Consider the following 24,775-nt stretch of genomic DNA (forward strand, 5'->3'; position numbering starts at 1 on the left):
CAGGCCAACGTCCCGTTCGAGGAGAGCCTGCATGCCCGCATCCAACGACAACAACAACAATACCGCGTCGCCTGGACCTGCCACCTCACCGAGCGTCGATCTGGCGACGCTGCGCAAGGTGATTGCGGCGTCGGCGATCGGCAATTTCGTCGAGTGGTTCGATTTCGCGGTCTACGGCTTTCTGGCGGTGGTCATCGCGGAACACTTCTTTCCCCAGGGGGACCCGGCGCTGGCGTTGCTGCAGACCTTCGCCGTCTTCGCGGTGGCGTTCGCCCTGCGCCCGCTGGGTGGCATCTTCTTCGGCATGCTGGGTGACAAGATTGGCCGCAAGCGGGTGCTCTCGATGACGGTGCTGCTGATGGCGGGATCGACGACGCTCATCGGCGTGCTGCCCACCTATCACAGTGTCGGCCTGCTCGCCCCGCTCGCGCTCGCGCTGGCGCGCTGCATTCAGGGTTTCTCCGCCGGCGGCGAATATGCCGGTGCCTGTGCCTTCGTCATGGAGCACGCCCCGCGTGATCGCAAGGCGCGCTACGGCAGCTTCGTGCCGGTCTCGACCTTCGTGGCCTTCGCCTCGGCGGCGGCACTGGCCTACGCGGTCAGCGCGATTCTCTCGGAAGCGGCGCTGGCAAGCTGGGGCTGGCGCATCCCGTTTCTGGTCGCCGCCCCCCTGGGCCTGGTCGGGCTCTACATGCGCTTGAACCTGGACGAATCGCCGGCGTTTCAAGCGCTCAAGCAGCGTCAGGAAGTTCCCCACTCGCCGCTGGGCGAGACGCTGCGTACCCATGGCCGGACCATCCTCTACCTCGGCGCCTTCATCTCGGCGACCGCCCTGTCGTTCTACATGTTCACTACCTACTTCACGACCTACATGCAGGTGGTGGGCGGTGCGACCCAGGCCACCGCGCTGCTGGCGAGCCTCGGCGCGCTGGTCTTTGCGGCGCTGCTCTGTCCGCTGATTGGCCGCTACGCCGACCGCGTCGGCCGACGCCGCACGATTCTGACCGCCGGCGGCTGTCTCATCCTCGCGGTGTTCCCCGCCTACACGCTCGCCGGCAGTGGCGAATGGCTGCCATCGATGTTGGGCGCCGCACTGATGGCGGTTGGCGCGGTGATCTGCAACGTGGTCACGGCGGTATTGCTCTCCGAGCAGTTCCCGACCCGAGTGCGCTACACAAGCTCTGCGCTCTGCTACAACGTGGCCTACACGATCTTCGGGGGCACCGCGCCGCTAGTGGCGACCTGGCTGATCAGCCGCACCGGTCTGGATCTCGCCCCGGCGCTCTACCTGATCGCGATCACCCTGCTGGCGATGTGGGGCGGCATGAAACTGCCGGAAACCGCCGACCGCTCGCTGGACGCCGACGAGACGGCGTGGGCCCATTCGGAGCCCCACGCCGCCCAGCCGGCAGTCTCGTGATCAGCCAACTTAGGCCCGGGGCCATGGCCGGCCCCGTCTAGGGGCCCTGACGAGAGTGACGTCCTGATACGACGACGCCGGCGAAGCGATTCGCCGGCGTGATCATTGCCAAGCGCTGTGCGCCACCGCGCCAGCGGACTCCGCGTATCGTTCAGACGTCGGGGGCGGCCTGCGGTCGAGGCGCACCAGAGTCGCGACGGAAATAGCGGTGGCCGCACTCATGGCAGGCATCGAGTCGGGCGACGCGATCGAAGACCAGCGAATTGGCACAGTGAACGCAGCTCATGCGCCCCGGTAGCGCCACCTCGCCGGCAACGTAGTCCGCGCGGGCGGCTTCCAGGTCCTCCTCGAAGCGCTCGCGGTCGATGGTGGTCCGATCGGCAATCGACAGCAGCGCTTCGCTCACGCGGCGCGAAACGAAACCCAGGTCAATCCCCAGCCAGCTCGCAACGCCCTCGCCACCGCGGGCCAGGAACTGGCGAAAATCGCGCATGTCGCGCTCGACCCAGGCCCGGAGCAGTGCCGCTTCATCCTTGGTGTACTCTTCGAATTCCGACTCGAAGGCCACCGCCTCGTCGAGCTCCTGCTGGAAGCTATCCCAGGAGAGTTCGCCGGCGCCGTCTCGCAGGCGCGTCAGCACCCGCTCGTAGGATTCGCTCAACCGGGAGCGCGTCTCGGGCTCTGACTGTTGTTCGTCCATGACTTCCCCCTCGTTCATTGCCATACGGCTCGCCCGGCGAACCGGCGAGCCCCTACCTGCCACTGCGGGTCTGGGGTATGCTTGTGAGCCGAAAAATGACCGCCGACCCCGCAGTCGTCACCGCTTCGAGTATAGCCATTCGCGGGGACTCTGGCGCTTCTCACACGCTGAATGCAAGGTGTTTGACCGAACCGATGGACGCACAGTACAACCCCCACGCGATCGAATCCGCTGCTCAGCAGTACTGGGACACCCACGAAAGCTTCCGGGCCGTGGAGGACGCCTCGCGAGAGAAGTTCTACTGCCTGTCGATGTTCCCCTACCCCAGCGGCAAGCTGCACATGGGCCATGTGCGCAACTACACCATCGGCGACGTGGTGACACGTTTCCAGCGCATGCAGGGCAAGAACGTGCTTCAGCCCATGGGCTGGGACGCCTTCGGCATGCCCGCCGAAAACGCCGCGATTAAGAATCGTGTCGCGCCGGACAAGTGGACCCGCGACAACATCGGCTACATGCGCGGCCAGCTCAAATCGCTGGGCTTCGCCTATGACTGGAGTCGTGAATTCGCGACCTGCGATGTCGACTACTACCGCTGGGAGCAGTGGTTCTTCGCCAAGCTCGTCGAGAAGGGCGTGGTCTACAAGAAGATGTCGACGGTCAACTGGGACCCGGTGGATCAGACCGTGCTCGCCAACGAGCAGGTGATCGACGGTCGCGGCTGGCGCTCCGGCGCTCGCGTCGAGCGCAAGGAGATCCCGCTGTGGTTCTTGAAGATCACCGACTATGCCGAAGAGCTGCTCGCCGATCTCGACAAGGTCGATTGGCCCGAGCAGGTCAAGACGATGCAGCGCAACTGGATCGGCAAGTCCCGCGGTGTCGAACTGAGCTTCGACGTTCAGGGTGAGCACGCCGACAGCGACGACGCGCGCCTGGACGTTTACACCACCCGGCCGGATACCCTTTACGGGGTGACCTACGTCGCCGTCGCCGCCGGCCACCCGCTGGCAAAACGAGCTGCCGAGTCCGACGCCGAGCTTGCCGAGTTTCTGCTCGAGTGCCAGCAAGGCGGCAACTCCGAGGCGGAACTGGCGACCATGGAAAAACGTGGCCGCGATACCGGCTTTCGTGCCATCCATCCGCTCACCGGTGATGAAGTGCCGATCTTCGTCGCCAACTTCGTGCTCATGGAGTACGGCACCGGCGCTGTCATGGCGGTGCCCGCCCACGACCAGCGTGACTGGGAATTCGCGACCCGCTATGCGCTGCCGATCCAGCCGGTGATCAGCGACGCCGAGGGTAACGTGCCGGATCTCAGCGCCGGCGCGTATACCGAGCACGGCCAACTGATCAATTCCGGCGAGTTCGACGGCCTCGCTTTCGAGGGCGCTTTCGATGCCATCGCCGCCGCACTCGAGGACAAGGGCCGCGGCCGGATCAAGATCAACTTCCGCCTGCGTGACTGGGGCGTCGCCCGCCAGCGCTACTGGGGCGCGCCGATCCCGGTCAAGTATGGCCCCGAGGGCGAGACCGTCGCCCTCACCGACGAGGAGCTGCCGGTCGCCCTGCCGCAGGAGGTCGAAGTCGACGCGTCCGGCTCGCCGCTCAAGAAGATGCCCGAGTTCTACGACCTCGGCGACGGCTGGGTCCGCGAGACCGATACCTTCGATACCTTCATGGAGTCCTCCTGGTACTACGCGCGTTTCTGCTGCGCGGACAATCCGGAGGCGATGCTCGATGAACGTGCCAACCACTGGCTGCCGGTGGATCTTTACATCGGCGGTATCGAGCACGCCATTCTGCACCTGCTCTACGCCCGCTTCTTCCACAAGCTGATGCGCGACGAGGGCCTGGTCACCAGCGACGAGCCGTTCCAGCGCCTGCTGACCCAGGGCATGGTGATTGCCGAGACCTTCTATCGCGACGAGGCGAACGGCGGCAAGGAGTGGTTCAACCCGGCCGACGTCACCGTCGAGCGCGACGACAAGGGCCGTCCGCTCAGCGCCAAGCTCGCCGAGGACGGCAAGCCCGTGGTGATGGGCGGCATCGAGAAGATGTCGAAGTCGAAGAACAACGGTGTCGACCCGCAGTCGATGATCGATCGCTTCGGCGCCGACACCGTGCGTCTGTTCGTGATGTTCGCCGCGCCGCCGGAGCAGTCGCTCGAGTGGTCCGATGCCGGCGTCGAAGGCGCACACCGCTTCCTCAAGCGTCTGTGGCGTCTTGTGGCCGAGCACGTCAATGCCGGCGCACCGGGCCCGCTGGACGTCGCGGCACTCGACGACGCCCAGGCCGATCTGCGACGCAAGACGCACCAGACCATCGCCAAGGCAGGCGACGACATTGGCCGGCGTACCACTTTCAATACCGCCATTGCCGCGGTCATGGAACTCACCAATGCGCTGGGTCGCTTCGACGATACCTCGCCGTCAGGACTGGCCGTCGCCCGCGAGGCGATCGAGGCCTGCGTGCTGCTGCTCGCCCCGATCACCCCGCACGCCTGCCACACCCTGTGGCAGTCACTGGGTCATGACACCCCGGTGATCGATGCCGAGTGGCCCCAGGTCGACGAAGGCGCGCTGGCCCAGGAGACGCTCGAGCTGGCCGTGCAGGTCAACGGTAAACTGCGCGCTCGACTCGACGTCGCGGCCGATGCCGACAAGGCAGCCATCGAAGCGCAGGCGATGGCCGCAGAGAACGTTCAGCGCCACGTCGAGGGCAAGACAGTGCGCAAAGTGATCGTGGTCCCCGGCAAACTGGTCAACATCGTCGCCAACTGACGCGATCCGACCGGGGCCGCACACCTGCCCTACCCGCCTGGTCGGCCCTCAGCCGACGAGGCGGCTCATAGCATTCGAGATCGACTCACGGCGCCGTACACCGGCGCCGTTTTCTGACAAGGAGCTTTCCATGACCCGTCGTCCCGTTCTCATCGGTCTGATGGCGATTGCGCTGACCACGTTGGCTGGCTGCGGCTTCCAGCTTCGCGGACTCAACCAGCCGGTGCTCGGTCTCTCGGAGGTCGCGCTGAGCACCAACGTTTCACCGTTCAGCGAAACCGTGCGCCGAGCCATCGAGCGGACCGATACCGAGATCGTCGATAGCGCCGATCTGCGTATCAACCTCGGCGACGAGCGTATCAGCGAAACCCGACTCACCCTGGCGGATTCGGGCAGTCGCGAGACGCGGCTGGTGCTGACCGCGCCCTACTCGGTCCAGCGCACCTCGGATGGCGCCTACCTGCTCAATCAGGAGCAGCTAGACGTCTCGACCAACACGCTGATCTCCACCGACGACATCTACTCCCGCGATGAGCTGCGTGACGAGGCGATTCAACGCCTGCGCCGCGATGCCGCCGAGCAGCTGATCACCCGACTCGCCACCCTCGAGACGCCATGAAGGTCTTTCCCGACAAGTTGGAAGCGTCGCTGGCCAAACGCCTGCCACCGGTGGTGATCGTCTCCGGCGACGAACCGCTGATCCATATGGAGGCCTGCGACAGTGTGCGTCGGGTCGCCCGGGAGCGCGGCATCGAGGAGCGCGAGGTACTCCACGTGGAGTCGGGCTTTCAGTGGACCCAGTTGCTGGAGTCGGCGTCGAGCCTGTCGCTGTTCGCCTCGCGCAAGCTGATCGAGGTACGCCTCGGCGGCCAGTCGCCCGGGCAGGATGGCGGCAAGGCGCTGGAAGCCTACGCCGAGCAGGCGAGCGGTAGCGACAACGTCCTGCTGCTCTCGAGCCAGCGGCTCGACCGTAAATCGCAGTCGAGCAAGTGGTTCAAGGCGCTCGACAAGCTGGGGCTCTTTGTCCCGGTGTGGCCAGTGGATCATCAGCGGCTGGTCTACTGGATGCGCGATCGTGCCAATGTCCACGGCCTCAATCTCGACTGGGAGGCGGCCAGACTGCTGGGCGAACGCACCGAGGGCAATCTGCTCGCCGCGGATCAGGAGCTCAAAAAACTGGCGCTCCTGATGCCGCCCAACGCACGGCTCGACGTCGACACCATCGCCAGCGGCGTCGAAAGCAGCGCCCGCTACGACGTCTTCGCGCTCACCGATGCCTGCCTCCGCGGCGAGCGCGAACGGGTCGTGCGCATCGTCACCGGGCTTCGCCAGGAGGGTGTCGAGGCGCCGGTGGTGCTATGGGCGCTGACGCGGGAGCTACGCACCTTGCTGTCGATCTTCCAGCATCTCGATCAGGGACAAAGCCTCGAGCACGCCTGCAAGGCGCAGCGGCCGATGATCCCCGAGAAGCGCCGTCCGGGCTATCAGCAGGCGCTGAATCGCCTGCCGCAGCGCCGCCTGCACAAGCTGCTGATGTTCTCCCAGCGAATCGATCTCGCCGTAAAAGGCGCGGTCGCCCTGCCGCTGTGGGACGCCCTTGGCGACCTGGCGCTGACGCTCGCCGGCGGGCGTGGCCTGCTTGCCGAAATGGCCTACGCCTACCGCACCACCTGAACCGACGGACCCGCGCCGCGCGTAAGCGGGATCGAGCCAGACGGTCCGCTCGGACCCGCAGGGCGCGGTGCCTGTCGTTACCACTCACTGCCTGCAAGCGTTGATCGTATGACTCGTTCCCCCAATCCTGCCGCGTCGCCCCCGGCATCTCGCTCCTACAGCCCTGCCCTGCCGCTCGTCCTGGCCATGACCATGGCGCTCGGCCCGCTGGCGATCGATGCCTATCTGCCCGCCTTTCCCCAGATGGCCCGGGAGCTCGGTGTCGGCGTCAGCGATGTCTCGCGAAGCCTGTCGATCTACATTTTCGCCCTGGCACTGGGCCAGCTGGTCGGCGGGCCGCTGTCGGATCAGTGGAAACGCAGCCGAGTAATGATGGCGGGTCTTGCTATCTTTGCGCTGGCCTCGCTCGCGATCACTCAGGTCGAATCACTGAATTCCCTGCTCGTCCTGCGCGCCGTGCAGGCCTTCGGCAGCGGCTGGGTCATGGTGCTGATTCCCGCCCTGGTGAGGGATCGCGTTCACGGCCAGGAGGCTGCGAAGCTCTTCAGCATGATCGGCCTGATCATGGTCGTGGCCCCGGGAATCGCCCCCAGCCTGGGCACGGTGCTTCTGAGCCTCGGTGGCTGGCACGGCATCTTTGCGTTTCTCGCAGTCTACGCGCTCTGTCTGATGCCGCTGCAGGCGCGGGTGGTGCTGCGCACCCCGCCCGTCGAGGCCGACGCGACGCCGCGCCCCTCGGGTGGCCACGAAAACTCGCTACTCGCGCGCTACCGCAGTGTGCTGACGACCCGCCCGGCGCTGCCCCACCTGGCGCTGCAGGCCTTCGCGTTCTCGGTGATGATGCTCTTCATCACCCATGCCTCCTTCATCTACCAGCGTCACTTCGACCGCTCGGAGAGCGTCTTTTCGCTGCTTTTCGGCGCCAACATCGTGATGATGCTGGTGGTCAACCTGACCAATCGGGCGCTGCTCAACCGCTTCGCCTCGCGTCAGATTCTGGTTGCCTGCCTCAGTTTGCAGTTCATCGGTGTGGTCCTGCTCTGCCTGGCGACGGTGCTAAACGTCTCGGTCTGGCTCTTCCTGCCGGCGATGATGATGACCATTGGCGCCCAGGGCGGCATCGCGCCGAACAATCAGGCCTGCTACATGGAATATTTCGGACGTAACGGCGGTACCGCGGCGTCGCTCATGGGGGCGACGCAGTTCGGCATCGCCGGGACCCTGAGTGCCCTTTCGACGTTACTGCCGGAAACGCTAGGCTTTGTGATTGGAGCGATGTTCACCTGTTCGCTGATCTGCATCGGCGTCGTCGTCCTTGCGCTTCGCCCCGGGCGCCGACGAACCGCATAGGCCTCTCCACTCAGCGTGCCCGATAGCGCGACCGCGACGAAAAAGGCCCCACCCCGGGACACACTCCGGAGTGGGGCCTTGCGGATCATCCAGGCCGTTGACCTTCCGGCCGCTAGGCGATTTCGGGGACCGGCTGATACTCGTAGCCCGCCAGTGCAACGTCATCGCTCATCACAGCAGCATCGTCGACCGGTGCGGGCGTGACGGTCTCAGCCTCGAGACTCTGCGCACGGAAGGTAGCGGCTGACGCACTGCCATCCGCCAACTCGCTCAGCGTGAAGTCGGCAATATTCATCGAGCCGCCGTTGAAGGTCAGCCGCAGTGTCTGCTCACCGGCGGCCAGGTCGAGTTCGATCCCGTCATTGGCGACGTAGTCGTTCCACCCCCCGCTGTTGATCACCGGCTGTGCCTCGGCGCTGGCATAGACGTCACCGTCGCGCTGAACGCTGGCCGTGACGCTGCGGTCGCTGAAACGCGTCGCCGCCGAGAAGGAGAGCGCGTAAGTCCCCGCCTCGGCCACGTCGAGGGTGTACTCGACCCACTCGCCGTCCTCGATATAGCCGATCGCCTCGCCGTTGCCGCGTATGTCCACGCCCTCGCCGCGGAAATCAGTGCCAAGCTGCTCTTCGCTTCCGTCGTGGTAGGCCACCTCCGGGCCCCCCTCGTCGTACATCGCCGCGCCCAGCGTGAGCTCGCCATCGACGAGCCAGGGAGTTCCCGATTCGTTGAACGCACTCTGCGCCGCCGGGGTCAGGCTGAAGGACTCAAGGTTCTGTGATCCGCCGTTGAAGGTGACACGAAGCACCTGTTCACCGGCCTCAAGCAGAACGCCCTGCTTCTCGGTCGGCAGGAACGTGCTCCAGCCGCCAGAGAAGCCCACCGACGCCGTCGTGTGCGCATAAACGCCGGCACCGCCGTCGAACGTGGCGGTGATGGTCCGCGCCCCGCCGCTCTGGCTGCCGAGGGCGGAGAGGAACGAGAGGTCGTAGACCCCGGCCTGCTCGACCTCGATGGTGTACTCGACCCACTCGCCGTCCTCGACCCAGCCGATGGCATCGCCGTCACCGCGAATGTCGACGCCGGTGTCACGAAAATCACTCCCGAGCTGCTCCTCGCTGGCGTCGCGGTAGGTCTGGAAGGGAGCACCTTCGTCGAAGTTTGCCGCCTCCACCGTCAAACCGTTCTGATCCAGTGTCCAGGGCGTCTGATCATCGGTGAACGGGGCTCGCTTGGCCGGCTGGATTCCTTCGACCAGATAGACGTTGTCGTTGTAGTCGTAGTTGATCCCGGTGTAGTCCTGCGCCAGAAAATAGACGTTGGGGATCACATCGCCGTTTTGATCGACCGCCTGGAAGGCGCGCAAGGTATAGCCACGCTCCACGCCGTCGAACTCGGCCGGCGGATTGCCACCGCCCTTGGGGTTGAGCGACGGGTCAGTGGAGAGGTTCGCCACGGAAATCCCGAAGACATCGTCTCCCAGCCAGGCGTCAGGCACCTGATTGCGTCCGAACGTCTCGCTGGCGTATTCACCATTCGCGAGCTTCGGCAGAAATGCCTGACTGAAGAGCCGGTCGTGGTTGGCCATGGAATTGGTCTGCGACTTGTCGCCCGGCGCGTGAATCGAGACCAGCGCACCGCTGGCGCCATGAAACGCGGCTATCTGGGTGATCTTGGCCTCGGTGGCGCCATCGGCGATCTGCCAGTATCGCGACAGCACTTCATTGGGGTCAGCCGCCTGATAGAGATCGAAGTTCTGCAGTACCGATTTTCCGCCACCGTCGAGCGTCGAGAGTCCTTCGATATGGTTGCCGAAGCCGAACGCGTGCCAGATCTCGTTGAGATTGGGCTCCCAGCCGCCCTCGTCCCTCGCCTGCCAGAAACCCGCCAGCTGAATGTCGGTGACCGGCTGATCGGCGTCATTCGAGGTGATGGTCATCGTCCCCTCGAAGCCTCCGTCGGCGGCATTGCTCGTCGGCGGGGTGTACGCGGCGCGGTCGAAGAACACCTCGACTTCGATCGAGCTTCCCGGCGCGAGGATCAAATCATCCAGCGCATCCGGATCGGCCAGCCGGAAGGGGCCGTCAATGGAGACATCACTGATACTGAGATCGCCACTGCCGTTGTTGGCGATCACCACCGAGCCGCTGTCCTTGTACTCCCGCGGGTCGTTGGAGACATCGTTCTGCTCCAGATAGTTGAACACCACGCGATCGGGAAAGTAGGTCGGATCCGTACTGGTGACGGCGATGCTGCCCGCCGACGTGCCCGGCAGTGGCGCATCGGCAATCTGCAGGTAGTCGATGTCCGGACCGACACCTCTCGGTGCGGTAAGGGTGATCTCGTTGTCACCGGCGGCGAGCGTGACCTGAAAGGTCTGAGTCACCCAGTCGCTCGGCACCGCGCTCAGAGCCGGGAAGTTGACCGCAGGCTGGGTCACGCCATTGACGGTGAGCCCCATGGGGCGGTCTGCCTTGCCCGCGGTGAGCGAATAGCCAACGGTCACCTCGTAGACGCCGCTGGCCGTCGTCTCCACATCCCAGGTAATCGACTGGTTGGTGTTACCGACGAAGTCGACGAAGCCGCTGCCGGAGGCGTCGCGCTCAAGATCCGACTCGGGAATGACGACGGCGCCGCCCGCGAGTGACGCGGCTTCGGCCTCGTAGCGGCCGTCGATGGCCGGCGACTCGGGCTCGTCATTCTCGCTGATCAGCACCTCGAGTTGATCGATATTGGGGCCGGCGTTGATCGCCTGGAAACGAACGCTGTTGGCGCCACTGATCAGCTCGGCAGGGATGTCGAGCGTCTGCCACGTGTTCCAGGCCGCATTGCCGGAGGAGACCCCGGTGGGCGGCGAGAAGCCGAAGGTGCCCACGCTCTCGCCATTGACGAAGACTTCGAGCGGACGGTCGGCCGCAGACCCGTTGGCGTAACGTACCCGCAGCACCGAGTCGCCGATTTGATTGGCGCCGACGTCGAAGTTGAAGGTGATGAAGTCCGCGCTGGTATTACCAAAATCCGCGTAGCCACCCACGATACCGTCGGAGTAGTCGGTATTGCCGTCGACACCGAAGGCACCGGGTCGCACCCCGTAAGGCGGATTGGTATTGGAGGGCTCGGGGTTGTCACCATCACGAATGGTGATCTCGGCCCCGCTGCCGGAAGCGATGACCGCCTGCGTCTCGTCCTCGGCCTGAATGGTGACCAGAGAGACCCACTCTCCACTGCCATCACCGGGGGCGACGATGTCACCGGGGACCGGATCGAGCCGCACGATCTGGCTCTGTCCGTTACTGCGATTGAGTGTCATGAGATAGAGCTGTCCGGTGAGCGGATTTTCGATGATGTCCAGAGGATCGACGTAGCTGATGATCTGGCCGTTGGTGTCGCGTAGAACCGTGTCCTCGGCGACATTGCCGTCCTCGTCGAGGCTGACCCAGCGGATGTCGTTACCGCCGGAATATTCAACGAACAGCAGACTCCCCATGAGCGTGGCGCCGAACACGTTGCTGACGTACTCGATCGCGCCGTTGGGAGAGCGGTTCTCGCCCAGCGAGTAGGCATCCTCGATGTCATACCCCGGATCCGGGTTCTGCCCCGCCGGGTACTCAACGACCTCGTTGGGATCGACCCCGGCGGTGGGATTGCCGCCATTGAGAATGTACTGGTCGTGCAGCGGGTTGGGATGCCCGTAGTAGCCGCCTCTTTCGACCTTGAACAGATAGTCGTCCTGCTTGCCGACGTTGGTCAGCCCTTCGTTCTGCGGTGTGCTCGGGTCGTCGGGCGTGCTGCCGCCGGAGGCGGAACCGTTGGTCGGTAGATAAAGCGAGCCGTTGGAGTGCCACACCAGGTCGTAGGCGTTACGAATGCCGGTGGCGTAGATCTTGAGCACGGCGTCATCGGCAAAGGGATCGTAGTAGTCGATCAACAGGTTGCCGTCGGCATCCTGCACCGATGCCGTCCCATTCTGGGCAAACACCAGATACTGCCCGCCGCCCATGTCGATGGGGCCGTTCTTGAGATCGTTGTCGTCATCCGCGTAACGCCCGTTGGAGCCGTCGGTGGGCAGCGGCTCCGTGGAGACGTCGAAGCCTCCCGGGGGCGCCTCGCGATAGGGGTCGATCTCGAGCACGCTGGCATTGAGCAGTCGCTCAGGACGATTGCCCCAGGCGCTATCGTCCTGACCCATGGCGGTGTTCGCGCCCTGAGAGAGGTAGAGCAGATACGGCGGCTCGTCGGGATGGGTGATCGGGTCGTAGGCGTCATTGGCCTGGAACACCACGCTATTGGTGACGTGGTCACCGTTGGAGCGTGGCAGCCCCGTGATATAGGGCTCGGCTGTCCCCGTGAACGCTGCATTGTTCTCGCCGATGGTCACTTTGCTGACCCGACCGCTGAAGTCCGGCACGCCATTGTCGCGCCCGGTCAGCGGAATCGGATCGTTGTCCGTGACCCAGAGCACGTTCGGATCCGTGGGGTCGAACGTCAGCCCGACGATACCGCGGGCCCCCGAGTCGCCCTGAAAATAGTCGAGCTCCAGCGTCTGCGGGTTGACCAGATCCCCCGTGTCCGGATCGATATCGAAGCGCTTGATCTCGCCATTCATGGTCGAGACGTAGACCTTGGTGTTGTCCGGCGACATCGTGATCGACGTGAAGAGATAGGCGCCGTCCGCCGCGCCGTCGAGCTCGAGATGCGTCGAGAAGCCGACTTCGCTATCGACCGCCGGCGGCTGAGCCCCGGTGACGAAGGTCGAAGTGAATTTCTGAAACTCACGCGTCGGCGCGTCGGAGTCGCTATTGCTGCCGCGATCCTGAAAACCGTCGATGACCAGGGTGTAGCTGGTAAATTCCTCGAGCCCGCCTTGCGGCGAAATAGTCAGCGAATCGAAGCCGCCGGTGGTGTTGATGTTGAACGCCACCTCGTTGCCGGTGACCGTCTCGAACAGCCGCACGGAGCCATCATTGAGGCTCTCCAGCAACACGCCGCCACGCCCTTCCACCACCGAGAGGCCAATGAAGAAGTCGGAGGTCGGATCGATCCCCACCGGCAGACTGCCGTCCTGCGGCTGCAGATCGAAGGCAATCTCGCGCTCCCCTACCCCCGCAACCGCTCGCGGTGAAATGAACTGGGCATAGTCCAGCGGCGCGGCACGTTCGTCGTCCGGCGTGAGGTCCGGCAGCGCCTGAATCTCGAGATACTGGATCTCGGTATTGACGCTGTTGATGCCGATGGCGTCGAGCGTCAGGCGACCGTCGACAACCTGGACCACGCGAGTGACCAGTGATGAGCGATAGCCCGCGCTATCATCGGCGGCCACGCCGTCCTCTGGAAAGTTGGCCGGGCGCTGGGAGGTGAATGGCGTATTGAACGCCTCTCCTTCGGCGTTGATCACATTGACGCTATCGTAGGCGCCGCCGCTGTCGCCGATGGAGATCGTCACCTCGTAGTAGCCATCCTCGAGCTCGATCTCCCAGCCCGCCTTGTCGGCGTAGCCGGGCTTGTCGAAACCGGCATAGGTGGCCTGGCGCGGGTCGACGTCATTCAGCGTATCGGTTCGATCGCCCAGGGCATCCGAATCGTTCCCGGCGATCGCCATGGGCGTCGTGCCATTGGCGGTACCGTCGGCGATCGACGCCTCGGTGACCCAGCCATAGGCGTAATTCACCCCCCCGATCGTCAGCGACTGCTGCCCGAAGGCAAGCCCGGTATCAGCGACGTAGCCCTCCGGGGTAGTCGCCGAATCGGGCTGAAAATTGATCCGGATGGGCGTGCGGTCGCCGGGTTCGACCACGTCGTCGGGCAGCGTATTGATTGAGACTCGATCGATGTTGGGACCGCCGTTGCCGACATTGGCCAGACGCACGGTATTGGCGCCTGCCTCGAGATCGACTTCGTAGGTCTTCTCGCTCCAGTTTTCCCAGCCAGCCGCGCCGCTGCCGGTAGACGTGAACCCGATGACCCCCTGCAGCTCGCCGTCGACGGAAACGGTCATCTGGCGCGTGTTGGGCGCGCCACTGGCGTAGCGCACGGTCAGAAGATAGGTACCCGCTTCATTGACGGAGACTTCAAACCCGGCAGCGTCACCTGGCTGCCCCCCCATGTCGAGATAGCCGGTGCCGGTGTAATCGCCCCACAACCCGTCGCTCCCCGCCGCCGGGTTGGACTCGGGATTGAGCGCATCCCGCACCACCGTATCGGCTTCCGAAGTGCCGTCATCCGGCGTCAATGCTTCACCCTGAATCTCGAAGACCAGAGAGGGATCGACGGGTAGCGCGCTGGCATAATCGAAGAGAATCTGGTCGATATTGGGCCCGTTGGGCATGCCGCCCTCATCGGTCGTCGGGAGGGTGATCTTGACGTCGGTGCCGCCGTAGCGAAGCGGCAGCGACACGGTCACTTCACCCCATTGGTTCCAGCCGCCGGTAGGGGGGAAGGAGAGCAGCGTCGTCGCCCCTTCCCCGCTGCCAACGATCATCGGACGATCGCCGGTGCCGCCGTTGGCGTAGCGGATGGTGGCCGTGTAGAGGCCGGAGGCACTGGGTTGGGTATGAAAAACGAGGGCATCGCCGGGATCCGAACCGATATCCACATAGCCGCCGTTGATTGCGCCGGCACGCACATTGCCGGCGGCGTCGGGATGGTCGGCGTCGACCACACGGGTCAACGCCGGTTCGTCGCTGGCGCCGAAATCCAGGATGGTCACGAGCGCCGGATCTTCCGCCTGGATCACGAAACTCGACGCCAGCGCGCCGAGATCGACGGGAGAGAGCGAGAGGCTATCGATATTGGGGCCATCCGCCATCAGGTTCTCGAGCCGAATGCGCTGCGTGCCCACTTCCAGCGTCAGCGACACTGTCGCGTGCTCCCAGGCCTGCCAGCCCGCGTTACCGCTGCCGGTATGGGGGAAATCCAGGGTGCCCTGTACGTCCTCACCGACCCTTACCGCCATCGGTCGCCCCATGCCACTCGGTCCGCTGCTGGCATAGCGCACATCGAGTTGATAGGTGCCGGCCGTTTCGACGGTGACATCGAAGTAGGTCGCGTCCCCCATCTGCCTGCCCATATCCAGATACCCCTCCCCGCTGTGTCCGTTCCAGAGCCCGTCGGCCCCGGCACCGGGGTTGCTTTCGGGATGGCTCGCGTCGCGCACGACGGTGTAGGCCAGAGAGGCGCCGTCATCGATCGACAGCGACGTGCCCTGAAGACCAAACACGCCGCTATGCCATCCCTCCGCGGGCACGATTTCCAGCGCCTGGACCTGCGAGCCCTGACTGAGCTCACTGCCCTGTGCGTCGAAGGGCCTGAACGTCAAACCCGCAACTCCCGCTGCGAGATCCGCCAGCGTGAACCGAAAAGGCGCACCCTCACTCGTCTGGGCACTGGCGTTGCCCTCGGCATCGACGATCTCGAGCGCGACGCTGGCCGTCGTGGCGGCCTCGAACCCACCGCTGCTTTGCGGCGAAACCTCAAGACGGTAGCGGTCGTCGAGTCGCCCGCCGGACAAAGCATCACCGGGCTCGAGCGTCTCGACGATCGCGCCGGTTTGGGTATCAACAATGGCAAGCGTGAACATGGATTCGGCCCCTGGACGGAATGGTAGTGTGAGCGCGTCCGTGGCAGACCGAGGAGGCACTGCCCGACGCGATGTCGGCGTCTTGCTGGCGTAGCGGAAATTTCAGTCGTGGCGATCCCATCACCCGGCGTCACGCAGAGGCGGCGCGAGCGATTTGACTAAAGTCTTGTTTGACGGAAATTAGCGTGTCTCGATATCGCCGGGAAGTTGAAACTTCTACCACTGGGAATTGAATTTGAGGACTTCTCGAGGGTCACAACGGAGACACTTTCACCGTTTTATTCGCGTTTTCATTGCCTTAAAAAAAACTCTCGAAGCGAACGCCATTTCGGACGTTACACAAGTTTTCAAAAAACTCTTTACTCCGCGGTTATAACCAAAATGAGACTCCATCTAAATCGGTAGTTTTGTCATCCTCGAAAACATTGCAAAGCCCATTTTCGTCACTACCCCGCCAGGCGAAAGCGTTATTGCGTTTTTTTAAAAACCCGAAAGACCATTGATTATTATCGACTTACAGAGATCGATTCGATGTTGTCCGATGATTTATTCGGCCTGTCGGCGTCATGAACAGTGCTTGCAAATTTCTTCACAATCCGCGCATTCTTGCCCCCCACAATTGCCGCAGGAAGAGACCCTTCCTTCGCTCGCAAACCTGAGGGCGCGGACATGAACGAGACTCAGCCGGAACTGAAAAAAGCGTTGATCGAGTGTCGGCGATCTTTTCTCTTTATTCTGCTCTTCAGCTTTTTCATCAACCTGTTGATGCTGGCGCCGTCGATTTACATGCTGCAGGTTTACGACCGCGTCATTACAACGCAGAGCACAGAAACATTGCTCATGCTCACGCTGGTGGTGGTCTATCTCTTTGCCATCATGGGCTGTCTCGACGGGGTGCGGTCGCGCATGCTGGTACGCATCAGTAACCGGTTGGACAATCAGCTCAGCCCACGGCTGTACCAAGCCACTTTTCGCAGGGCGCTCGCCACACCCGGCACCGCATCGCCCCAGCCACTGAGCGATCTGACGGCCCTGCGCCAGTTCATCGGCGGCAACGCGCTGTTCGCCTTTTTCGATGCGCCGTGGATTCCGATCTACATCGCCATCCTGACGCTGTTTCATCCGCTGTTCGGCCTGTTTGCCGCAGTGGCTGGCCTGGTGCTGCTGACCGTGGCCTGGATCAATGAGAAGAGCACCCAAGGCTTACTCGATCAGGCGAACCGCGAGCACGTTCTCGCCCAAGAGCTGGCGACCAGCAACCTGCGCAACGCCGAGGTGATCCAGGCAATGGGGATGATGCCGGCGCTCGGCCAGCGTTGGGCCCATCGCCACCAGGAGTATCTCGCCCATCAGTCACGGGCGAGCGATCGCGCCGGCGCTTTGACCAATCTGTCGAAGACGCTACGAATCCTGTTCCAGTCGCTGATCCTTGGACTCGGTGCCTACCTGGTGATTCACGGCAGTCTGACCGGTGGCATGATGATCGCCGGCTCCATTCTGATGGGACGTGCGCTGGCGCCGATCGATCAGATGATCGGTAGCTGGAAGGGTTTCGTGGGTGCCCGAACCGCGTACGCACGGCTCGATTCGCTTCTCTCGACGACACCGTCGGAGCCCGCGCGCATGCCACTTCCCCCGCCGACCGGCGCGGTCGCGTTGGATGCGGTCATCGCCGCGCCGCCCGGTGCTCGCCTGCCGACACTGCACGACATCGCTTTTGCCTGCCCCGCCGGTGAACACGTCGCCATCGTCGGACCGAGCGCCGCCGGCAAGTCGACGCTGGCGCGAGTCCTGCTGGGGATCTGGCCGATCCAGCACGGGGCGGTCCGCCTCAGTGGCACCGATGTCGCCCAGTGGCCCCGAGAGCGGCTCGGCCCCCATGTCGGCTACCTGCCCCAGGATATCGAACTCTTCAACGGCACGATCGCCGAGAACATCGCACGCTTCGGCGACGTCGATCCCGGCGAGGTGCTCAAGGCCGCGCAGAAGGCGGGGGTGCACGACATGATCCTTCACCAGCCGTCGGGCTACGACACGCCGATTCAGTCGACGGGAGGCGTGCTCTCAGGCGGTCAGCGCCAGCGGCTGGGCCTCGCCCGTGCGCTTTACGGCGCGCCGACGCTGGTCGTTCTCGACGAGCCTGATGCCAATCTCGACGCGGCCGGCGAGCAGGCTCTCATCGATTGTCTGCGCCAGTTGAAGCGCGAGGGCACCACCGTGTTCGTCATCAGTCATACGCCGATGATCCTCGAGCATGTCGATCGCGTATTGACGCTCAAGGAGGGCGCCCTCGTGTCGTTCGCCCCGGCGGTGCGCGAGGATGTCCAGCGCGCTGCGGCCCAGGCGGTCGCCAGGGCCCCCTCGGTCCGCATGCGCGCCCGGGGTCGGGATGAGCCTCGCCCCCGCCCCCCCTACCCGGAGACCCCGTCACAATGATCGCCGCCTCGCTACTGGACGCCGTTCTGTCGGTCGGCGCCGCGCTTCCGGGGGGAGCCATCGCCGCCCCAACACCCAGTGTCCCCACCAGCGACCGGCGGGCACGTCGTGTGGGTATCGTCGTGCTGACCGCCGCGCTCGGTGGTTTTACCCTGTGGTCGGTCACCGCCGACCTCGCCGTCGCCGTGGTCGCGCCGGGGGCGGTGATGGTCGAGACCTCGACCAAGACCGTCCAGCACTTCGAGGGCGGCATCATCAAGGAGATTCTGGTCGCCGACGGTGACCGGGTAGAGGCAGGCCAGACGCTGATCGTACTCGATGACACCCAGCCGTTGGCGAAGCTCTCCATCGCCCGCGCCGAGTACCGCATGGCCCTGGCCAGTGAAGTGCGCCTGATGGCCGAGCAGAGCGACAGCGATACGCTGACGATGCCGCCGGTGCTGCTCGACGACGTCTCCCCCCGAGTACAAGCGGTCGTCGATGTGCAGCGCCGCCTGTTCGAGATTCGTCGACAGTCGCTCATGGATGCCCTCGCGTCGCTCGACGAGAAAGCGAGCCAGATGCGCCAGCAGATCAGCGGACTGGAGTCCCTGCAGGCGGTCAACCGCTCGCGCATCGGCTCCCTCAGCCAGGAGGCCTCGGACTATCGCACGTTGTTCAAGGAGGGGCTGGGTAACAACCAGCGTCTACGCGAACTCGAGCGTCAGATACTTCAGTACCGCGGCGAGAATGCCCAGCATACGGCCGAAATCGGCCAGCTCGGCTCTCAGATCAGCGAGAACGGGCTGCAGAAGGAGCTGCATCGCCAGGAATTCCACCAGCAGGTCAGCGAGGCGCTGCGCGACGCCCAGGCTCAGGTCACTGACGCGGAAGAACGCGTCACGGCACTGGAGGATCAGGTCGCTCGCACCACGGTGACGGCGCCGGTCTCGGGAACGGTGGTTGGCACTCAGGTACACACCCGCGGCGCCGTAGTGCAGTCCGGCCAAACGATCATGGAGATCGTGCCCGCCAACGATGCCTTCATCGTCGAGGCGCGGGTGCCGGACCGCGATATCGACAACGTGCGTGTCGGGCAGCCGGCGGAAATTCGCTTCAGTGCCTTCAATCAGCGCCTATCCAATGTCATTGGCGGCGAGGTCATTCACGTCTCCGCGGACAGTTTCGAAGACGAAGCGACGCGTGCCCACTACTACAAGGCGCGGGTGCGAGTCACCGAGGCGGGTCAGGCCAGCATGACGCAGTCGATGGAACTGCTCGCGGGGATGCCGGCGGAGGTGATGCTGCGCACCGGCGACCGCACCTTCGCCAGCTACATGCTTAAGCCGTTCAGCGACATGCTGGCACGGGCGATGCGGGAGGAGTGATGCCAATGCGATTGCCCACTGCCATCGCCCTGACCGCCGGTGCCGTCAGCCTGCTGCTGGCGTCACAGGGGTTGGCGGCAAGCGCCGCGGCGGCCAGTCCTGCCCGGCAGGGTGTCAGCAGTGCTCCCCTCGTCGATTCGCCTGGCACGCCACCGCCGGCCTCCCCGGGTGCCGAGACGTCGCTGCCCGCGATGTCCGAACTGATCGCCCGTGCACTGGACAACGACGCGGGCTTGAGAAGTCGGCGGCTCGACGGTGCCTCGGTGGGCCAGGAAGTGCCGATGGCGCGTTCCCGGCTATTGCCGCGACTGGAGGCAAGTGCGAACTATCGCGTGAGTGATGCCGACAATATCTACACCGACAATCCGCAGGACTACCCCGACGAGGTCTACGACGACCGCATCTCTGGCCGCACACAGGATACCAGCTGGCAGGTTCGGCTCACGCAGCCGCTATTCGATCTGGAGCGTTCGCGGCAGCTCGGCAAGGCGCACGCCCAGGCCGACGCCGCCACACTCGAGGTCGCGGTTGCCGAGCGGGATCTGGCAATGACGGTCATCGACACCTATCTCGACGCCTATCGCGCCTCGCGGCGCGTGGGGCTGCTGATGGCCCAGCGCGAATCGCTCACCCTGCAGCAGCGCCAGGCGCAGCGCGCCTACGATCTGGGTCTGGGGGATCGCATCAATCTGCTGGAGTCTCAGTCACGGCTCGATCAGGCGATCGCTGACCAGACCGCGGCGGAGAACGCACTCTCGATCGCCATCACGGATCTCGAGCGTCTGACCGGGGTAACGCCGGACTTCACCCCGAGGCTGATCGAACGCTCGGCGACGTTCACGCCAGGTGCCGAGGACCAACCGCTGGAATCACTCCTCACCCGGAGCAGCGACAATGCGGACGTGCGCCTCGCAGCCCAGCGCGAGAACGTGACCCGTCAGGAAACGGACATTCGGCGCGCGGCGCGCTATCCCCGCCTGGACTTCGTGGTCGATTACAGCGATCTGCACAGCAACGACGCCCTGCGCACCAGCCGCGAGCTCTCTGCGGGGGTCGAGCTGAACGTTGCGCTCTACCAGGGCGGCTACACCACGGCGAGCATCCGCCAGGGCGAGCTGACAGCACTCGCCGGCGCTGCGGATCTCGACAACGAACGCCGACTCGCCCAGCAGGAAGTGCGACGCCGCCTGCGCAGCATTCAGGGAGATCGCCGCCAGCTCGAAGCGCTCACGCGCTCGATCGAATCGGCTTCGCTATTCGTCGAGGCCGCGGTGCGCGGCGAGGCCCTGGGGCTTCGCGACCTGGTCGATGTGCTGGACGCCCGCGCGACGCTCTACGACCTCCGCATTCGCTACGTCGATACGCTCTGCGACTATCTCGACAACCGTGCGGCGCTCGCCGCGGCCACCGGCACACTCGACACCCCGAGCATCGACCGCCTGATGCGAACTCTCGAGGCGCTGGAGCGGGAAGCCGACCCACCGGCCATCGTTGCCCAAGCCGGCGTAGCGACTCCCACCCGGCGCTAGCCTCAATGCTTTGCGACCTTCTCGTAAAGCACCTCGCTCCGATCCCCCCGGCCTGACCGACCGGGGCGTGCCGACGGCGTCTGCTATCTTTCAGTAGCTTCTAAGCCCGCTTTTCTATCGTGACTGCCTGGCGGCGGTTACCCCTGCCATTGGAGCCTACCCATGACGACAATACTTCTGTGTCTGCTGATCACCGCGTTGATTCCCTACGGTCTCGCTTTCTGGGCCAGTGCCGAGCGGCGCCAGGCATTCGGTAAAATCGACAATCACCACCCGCGACAGCAGTACGCCAACCTGACCGGCCGCGGCGCTCGGCTGTGGGCCGCGCAGCAGAATGCCTGGGAAGCGCTGGGCCTGTTCACCGCGGCGGTGGTGGCCGTAGGTCTTACCGGGACGACAGGCGCGCTGGTGGTTCTCGCCAGCGTGATCTTTGTACTGGCGCGAATTGGTCATGCCCTCTGTTATGCACTCGATCTTGCGACGCCTCGCTCGATCATCTTCATCGTCGCCTTCATCGCGGTGCTCTTCATGTTCGCGACCGCGATCTTCTGAGCTGGCACTTAACGGGGCGGCCCGCGTCGCCGAGAACGGTCATCTGAAGTGCTGGGATTGCCGACGCGGAGCCGCGCCATTTCGACCTCTGGCGGTCGGCTTTTCTCTCATTACTCAGTCAAGTTTGCCCGGTTGGCGCCGATAGCGTTGCTACCTGAACGTCCGCCACCGCAGTTAGCAGACGAGACTCCGTATCGATGGACACAAACGAACCGCTTTCCGTTGTAGACCACGTGATGCAAGGCGGACCGGGCCTCGAAACCGCATTCAAAGGCGCTCGCCCCCGCTTGGGGTTCAACCCGCAGCTCACTTCATGGCGCGCCCATGCCTTCGAGGCCGTCGGCTTGAAAGCCTGGCGATGGTCGGCACCGGATACCTATTGCACGCTGTGGCTCGGCGATGGGCAGCCAACCGTGCAGGTTGGCATCCGTGACCTGCTGCGAGCACTGCCGCCGCATCAGTGCCGGCAGTTGACCCAGCGCTTGCGCGCCTTGAATACCGGGCTCGCCGCCACGCTGGAGATCGACATCGACCCCGCCAGCGACGGCCGCCGGTGGCGAGTCCGCGCCCGGGCCATGTCTCGCGACGCCTCTGGAGCGCCGACGCATCTGCTGGGTAGCGCCGAAGTCGTGGCGACATCAGCAGAAGTCGTGGCGATACCGGCAGACTACGGCAGCGAGCACGCCAGGGCCGAGGCATTCTCGGCGTCCCGCGATCCGATGCTGGTCATCAATGAGCACTGGCAGCTACTCGAGATCAATCACGCTTTCCGGACGCTCGTCGACCTACCCACGGAGGTGACGCCCCATGCCTCGCTCAAGCACTACTTGAGTTCGACGCTCCTCGACGCGTCTCCATCCAATGCGGTGCAGCGCTTGGACGCCACGCATCACGAGGGCATTTTCTACACCGGTAACGCTGGAGAGCGGACGATCCCGGTGGAGATCACGCTGAGCGATTTCACGCACCGCCAAAGCGGCAATGTGCTCTATACCGCCACACTTCGAGACATCACGGCGAGTAAACGCTCACAACGCGAACTCGAACATCTTGCCAGCATCGATACGCTCACCCAGCTGCCCAATCGCTCGACGCTGGAGTGTCAGCTGCACCGGCGGCTCGAGAAGATGCCGGCAGACAAGACCCTGTCGGTTCTCTTCGTCGATCTCGATGGCTTCAAGCCCATCAACGACTCTCTCGGCCATCAGGCTGGCGATGGTGTCCTGAGAGCCATGGTGGAGCGACTCCACGCGACGCTTCGCGGCCGCGACCTGATCGCTCGCTGGGGTGGCGACGAATTCGTGATCGTGCTGGAAACGGGGGGAGACCTGGAGCGTTCGAAAAAAGTCGCCAACCGGCTGCGAGACGCGATCTCGCGCCCCCTGACGATCGAAGGTCATGACATCACGCTGACCGCGAGTATCGGCATTGCCCTCGCCCCCGACGACGGCGTTGACAGTGAAACACTGCTCCAGCATGCCGATGTGGCCATGCATGCGGCCAAGGATCTGGGCAAGAACACGGTTGTCGCCTATCACCACGAGATCAAGCACGGCAGCATCGAGCAGATGTCGATGCTTTCCAGGCTGCGCGTCGCGATCAGCGAGGAGACGCTCGATTTCGTGGTGCAACCGAAGTTCGATGGCACCAATCAGATTGTGGGGGCGGAGCTGCTTGCGCGCTGGTCGCTACCGGATTGCGGGATGATTCCGCCCAGTACCTTCGTCCCCCTGGCCGAACACAACGGCATGGCCTCAGCACTGGGCAACCTGGCCATCGAGCACGCCGCGCGCTATGCCGCGACGCTCGCCGGTCTCGGCTATCCATTGCCGGTCGCGGTCAACATCTCCGCGCTACACGTGGTGGACGAGGACCTGAGCTGCGTGCTGCGGGACGCCTGTACCCGTCACGGCATCACGACAGACCAGATCGAGCTGGAGGTCACCGAATCGGTCTTTCTGGAGAACACCCGGGCGCCGGAGGCGCGCATCGAGCGCATCCGGCAGCTGGGGTTCCGGGTTGCCATGGATGACTTCGGTTCGGGCTACTCCTCCCTTGGCTACCTCAAGCGCCTGCCCTTCGATACCATCAAGATCGACCGCAGTTTCATGAGCGATCTGACGGAAGATTCCCGGGCGCGCGATCTTCTCGCCGGTATCGTCGGGCTCTGTACGCTGCTCGGCATGGAGACGGTCGCGGAGGGGGTGGAGACTCTCGAGCAGTGGGAGCTGCTGCAGGCCATTGGGGTGGCGCAATACCAGGGCTTCTACCTGGGTCGCCCGATGTCGATGCACCAACTGATCGAACGGCTAGACGGCTAGCGGCACCCCAGGCGTCGGGACCGACCGCCGTTCGGTGATGAACGAGTGGCTTGGCGTGCCCTTGGCTCCCGGCTAAGGTAACGCCTCTACTCGCCGGCCAGAGAGTGTCATGTCGCTCGTTTTCAGTTTGATCGCGCCCGCTTCCTACACCGCACCGGAAACGCTGGCACGCGCCGCCGAGGCGCTGCAGGCGCTGGACATCACGGTGCGTTTCCCCGCCGCGCTTCAGGCGCAGACGCGCTATCTTGCCGGCGACGTCGAGCATCGCGTCAAGGTCCTGCACGACGCCTACGCCGATCCCGAGACCGATGCGATATGGGCGGTGCGCGGCGGTTATGGCTGTGCCCATCTCGCCAACCGGATCGACTGGGCCAATCTGCCGGCCAAGCCGCTCATCGGCTACTCCGACGTCACCGTACTGCTGGATCAGTGCCGACAGCGAGGACTCCCCGCCATTCACGGTCCCGTGATGAAAGAGGGGGTAAAACTTCAGGACGACAGCGAGGCACAGCGGCTTGCCGCCGACCGCGACTTCGCTGCGCTCCTCGCGCTGCTGGGAGGTATCCCGCCGGAACCGATCCCTCTCAACGCCGTGACGCCCCACGAGGATGCCGTCTTCGAAGGACCGCTGGTGGGCGGAAACCTTGCCGTGCTGGCGAGCCTCGTCGGCACGCCGCTGGGGTTTCGCGCCCCGCCGGGCGCGATCGTCGTGCTCGAGGATGTCGGCGAGCCCTACTATCGCCTCGAGCGGGACCTCTGGCAGCTGGTGGCATCCGGGGCCCTGAATGATGCAGCGGCCGTCTGTCTCGGCACTTTCGAGGGGTGTCAGCCCTACGGGGACCTGAACCCGGCTACGTTGTTCGCCACCTGGCTTTCGCCTCGTGGCCTGCCGCTCTTCGAGGGGCTCCCGGTCGGCCACGGCCGCGACAATCTTCCGTGGCGCTATGGCGCGGTCGCGCGTCTTGAGAACGGCCACCTCCACTTTTCTGCCTGAGACAAAAAAGCCGCTTCGCAACATCCGAAGCGGCAGAGGGAGAGAGAGTCAAAGCAAGGCTTGTCAGAGTGGCATTCGC

General features: G+C 64.4%; 13 protein-coding genes. 11 read left to right on the forward strand and 2 right to left on the reverse strand.

The window, feature by feature from the left end; genetic code table 11:
• Positions 1-31: 31 nt before the first annotated feature.
• The gene (locus tag DOM41_RS14725) at positions 32-1,420 is read left to right on the forward strand and encodes an MFS transporter (RefSeq protein ID WP_110687592.1); all 1,389 of its coding nucleotides are present in this window, start codon (positions 32-34) and stop codon (positions 1,418-1,420) included.
• A gap of 151 nt (positions 1,421-1,571) precedes the next feature.
• On the opposite strand, the gene DOM41_RS14730 is transcribed toward DOM41_RS14725, so the two are convergent.
• Entirely contained in the window at positions 1,572-2,120 is a 549-nt protein-coding gene (locus DOM41_RS14730; protein ID WP_110687593.1) for a zinc ribbon-containing protein, read from the reverse strand.
• A 194-nt stretch (positions 2,121-2,314) separates the two neighbouring features.
• Between DOM41_RS14730 and leuS the strand changes: the two genes are divergently transcribed.
• From leuS to DOM41_RS14750, 4 genes are all read left to right on the forward strand, one after another.
• On the forward strand, positions 2,315-4,900 hold the full coding sequence (gene leuS, locus DOM41_RS14735; protein WP_110687594.1) for a leucine--tRNA ligase: 2,586 nt from the start codon (positions 2,315-2,317) through the stop codon (positions 4,898-4,900).
• A gap of 130 nt (positions 4,901-5,030) precedes the next feature.
• Positions 5,031-5,519, forward strand: coding sequence for an LPS-assembly lipoprotein LptE (locus DOM41_RS14740; RefSeq protein WP_110687595.1), 489 nt, complete (start codon positions 5,031-5,033; stop codon positions 5,517-5,519).
• The gene (holA, locus tag DOM41_RS14745) at positions 5,516-6,574 is read left to right on the forward strand and encodes a DNA polymerase III subunit delta (protein WP_110687596.1); all 1,059 of its coding nucleotides are present in this window, start codon (positions 5,516-5,518) and stop codon (positions 6,572-6,574) included. Before DOM41_RS14740 ends, holA begins: the two co-directional genes overlap by 4 nt.
• A 108-nt stretch (positions 6,575-6,682) precedes the next feature.
• Positions 6,683-7,924, forward strand: a complete 1,242-nt coding sequence (locus tag DOM41_RS14750; RefSeq protein WP_110687597.1) for a multidrug effflux MFS transporter — start codon at positions 6,683-6,685, stop codon at positions 7,922-7,924.
• Between the two features lie 112 nt (positions 7,925-8,036).
• On the opposite strand, the gene DOM41_RS14755 is transcribed toward DOM41_RS14750, so the two are convergent.
• A complete protein-coding gene (locus DOM41_RS14755) occupies positions 8,037-15,497 on the reverse strand; it encodes a carbohydrate-binding protein (protein WP_110687598.1) in 7,461 nt (2,486 codons plus the stop codon).
• A 669-nt stretch (positions 15,498-16,166) separates the two neighbouring features.
• Here DOM41_RS14755 and DOM41_RS14760 point away from each other — a divergent pair.
• The 6 genes from DOM41_RS14760 to DOM41_RS14785 all read left to right on the forward strand — a co-directional run bounded on the left by DOM41_RS14760 (position 16,167) and on the right by DOM41_RS14785 (position 24,696).
• The gene (locus DOM41_RS14760; RefSeq protein ID WP_110687599.1) at positions 16,167-17,933 is read left to right on the forward strand and encodes a type I secretion system permease/ATPase; all 1,767 of its coding nucleotides are present in this window, start codon (positions 16,167-16,169) and stop codon (positions 17,931-17,933) included.
• Positions 17,930-19,300, forward strand: a complete 1,371-nt coding sequence (locus DOM41_RS14765) for an HlyD family type I secretion periplasmic adaptor subunit (RefSeq protein WP_110687600.1) — start codon at positions 17,930-17,932, stop codon at positions 19,298-19,300. The genes DOM41_RS14760 and DOM41_RS14765 overlap by 4 nt, the downstream gene beginning before the upstream one ends.
• A gap of 5 nt (positions 19,301-19,305) precedes the next feature.
• Positions 19,306-20,829: a TolC family protein gene (locus tag DOM41_RS14770; protein ID WP_188112409.1), complete on the forward strand. Its 1,524-nt coding sequence runs from the start codon at positions 19,306-19,308 to the stop codon at positions 20,827-20,829.
• A gap of 162 nt (positions 20,830-20,991) precedes the next feature.
• Positions 20,992-21,381 (forward strand): MAPEG family protein, encoded by a 390-nt coding sequence (locus DOM41_RS14775; RefSeq protein ID WP_110687602.1) that lies wholly within the window; start codon positions 20,992-20,994, stop codon positions 21,379-21,381.
• A 287-nt stretch (positions 21,382-21,668) separates the two neighbouring features.
• The gene (locus DOM41_RS14780) at positions 21,669-23,702 is read left to right on the forward strand and encodes a putative bifunctional diguanylate cyclase/phosphodiesterase (protein WP_223161000.1); all 2,034 of its coding nucleotides are present in this window, start codon (positions 21,669-21,671) and stop codon (positions 23,700-23,702) included.
• A 109-nt stretch (positions 23,703-23,811) separates the two neighbouring features.
• A complete protein-coding gene (locus tag DOM41_RS14785; protein ID WP_110687604.1) occupies positions 23,812-24,696 on the forward strand; it encodes a S66 peptidase family protein in 885 nt (294 codons plus the stop codon).
• Positions 24,697-24,775: the final 79 nt, after the last annotated feature.

The sequence above is a fragment of the Salinicola aestuarinus genome (assembly GCF_003206645.1).
In the GTDB taxonomy this organism is placed as follows: domain Bacteria; phylum Pseudomonadota; class Gammaproteobacteria; order Pseudomonadales; family Halomonadaceae; genus Salinicola; species Salinicola aestuarinus.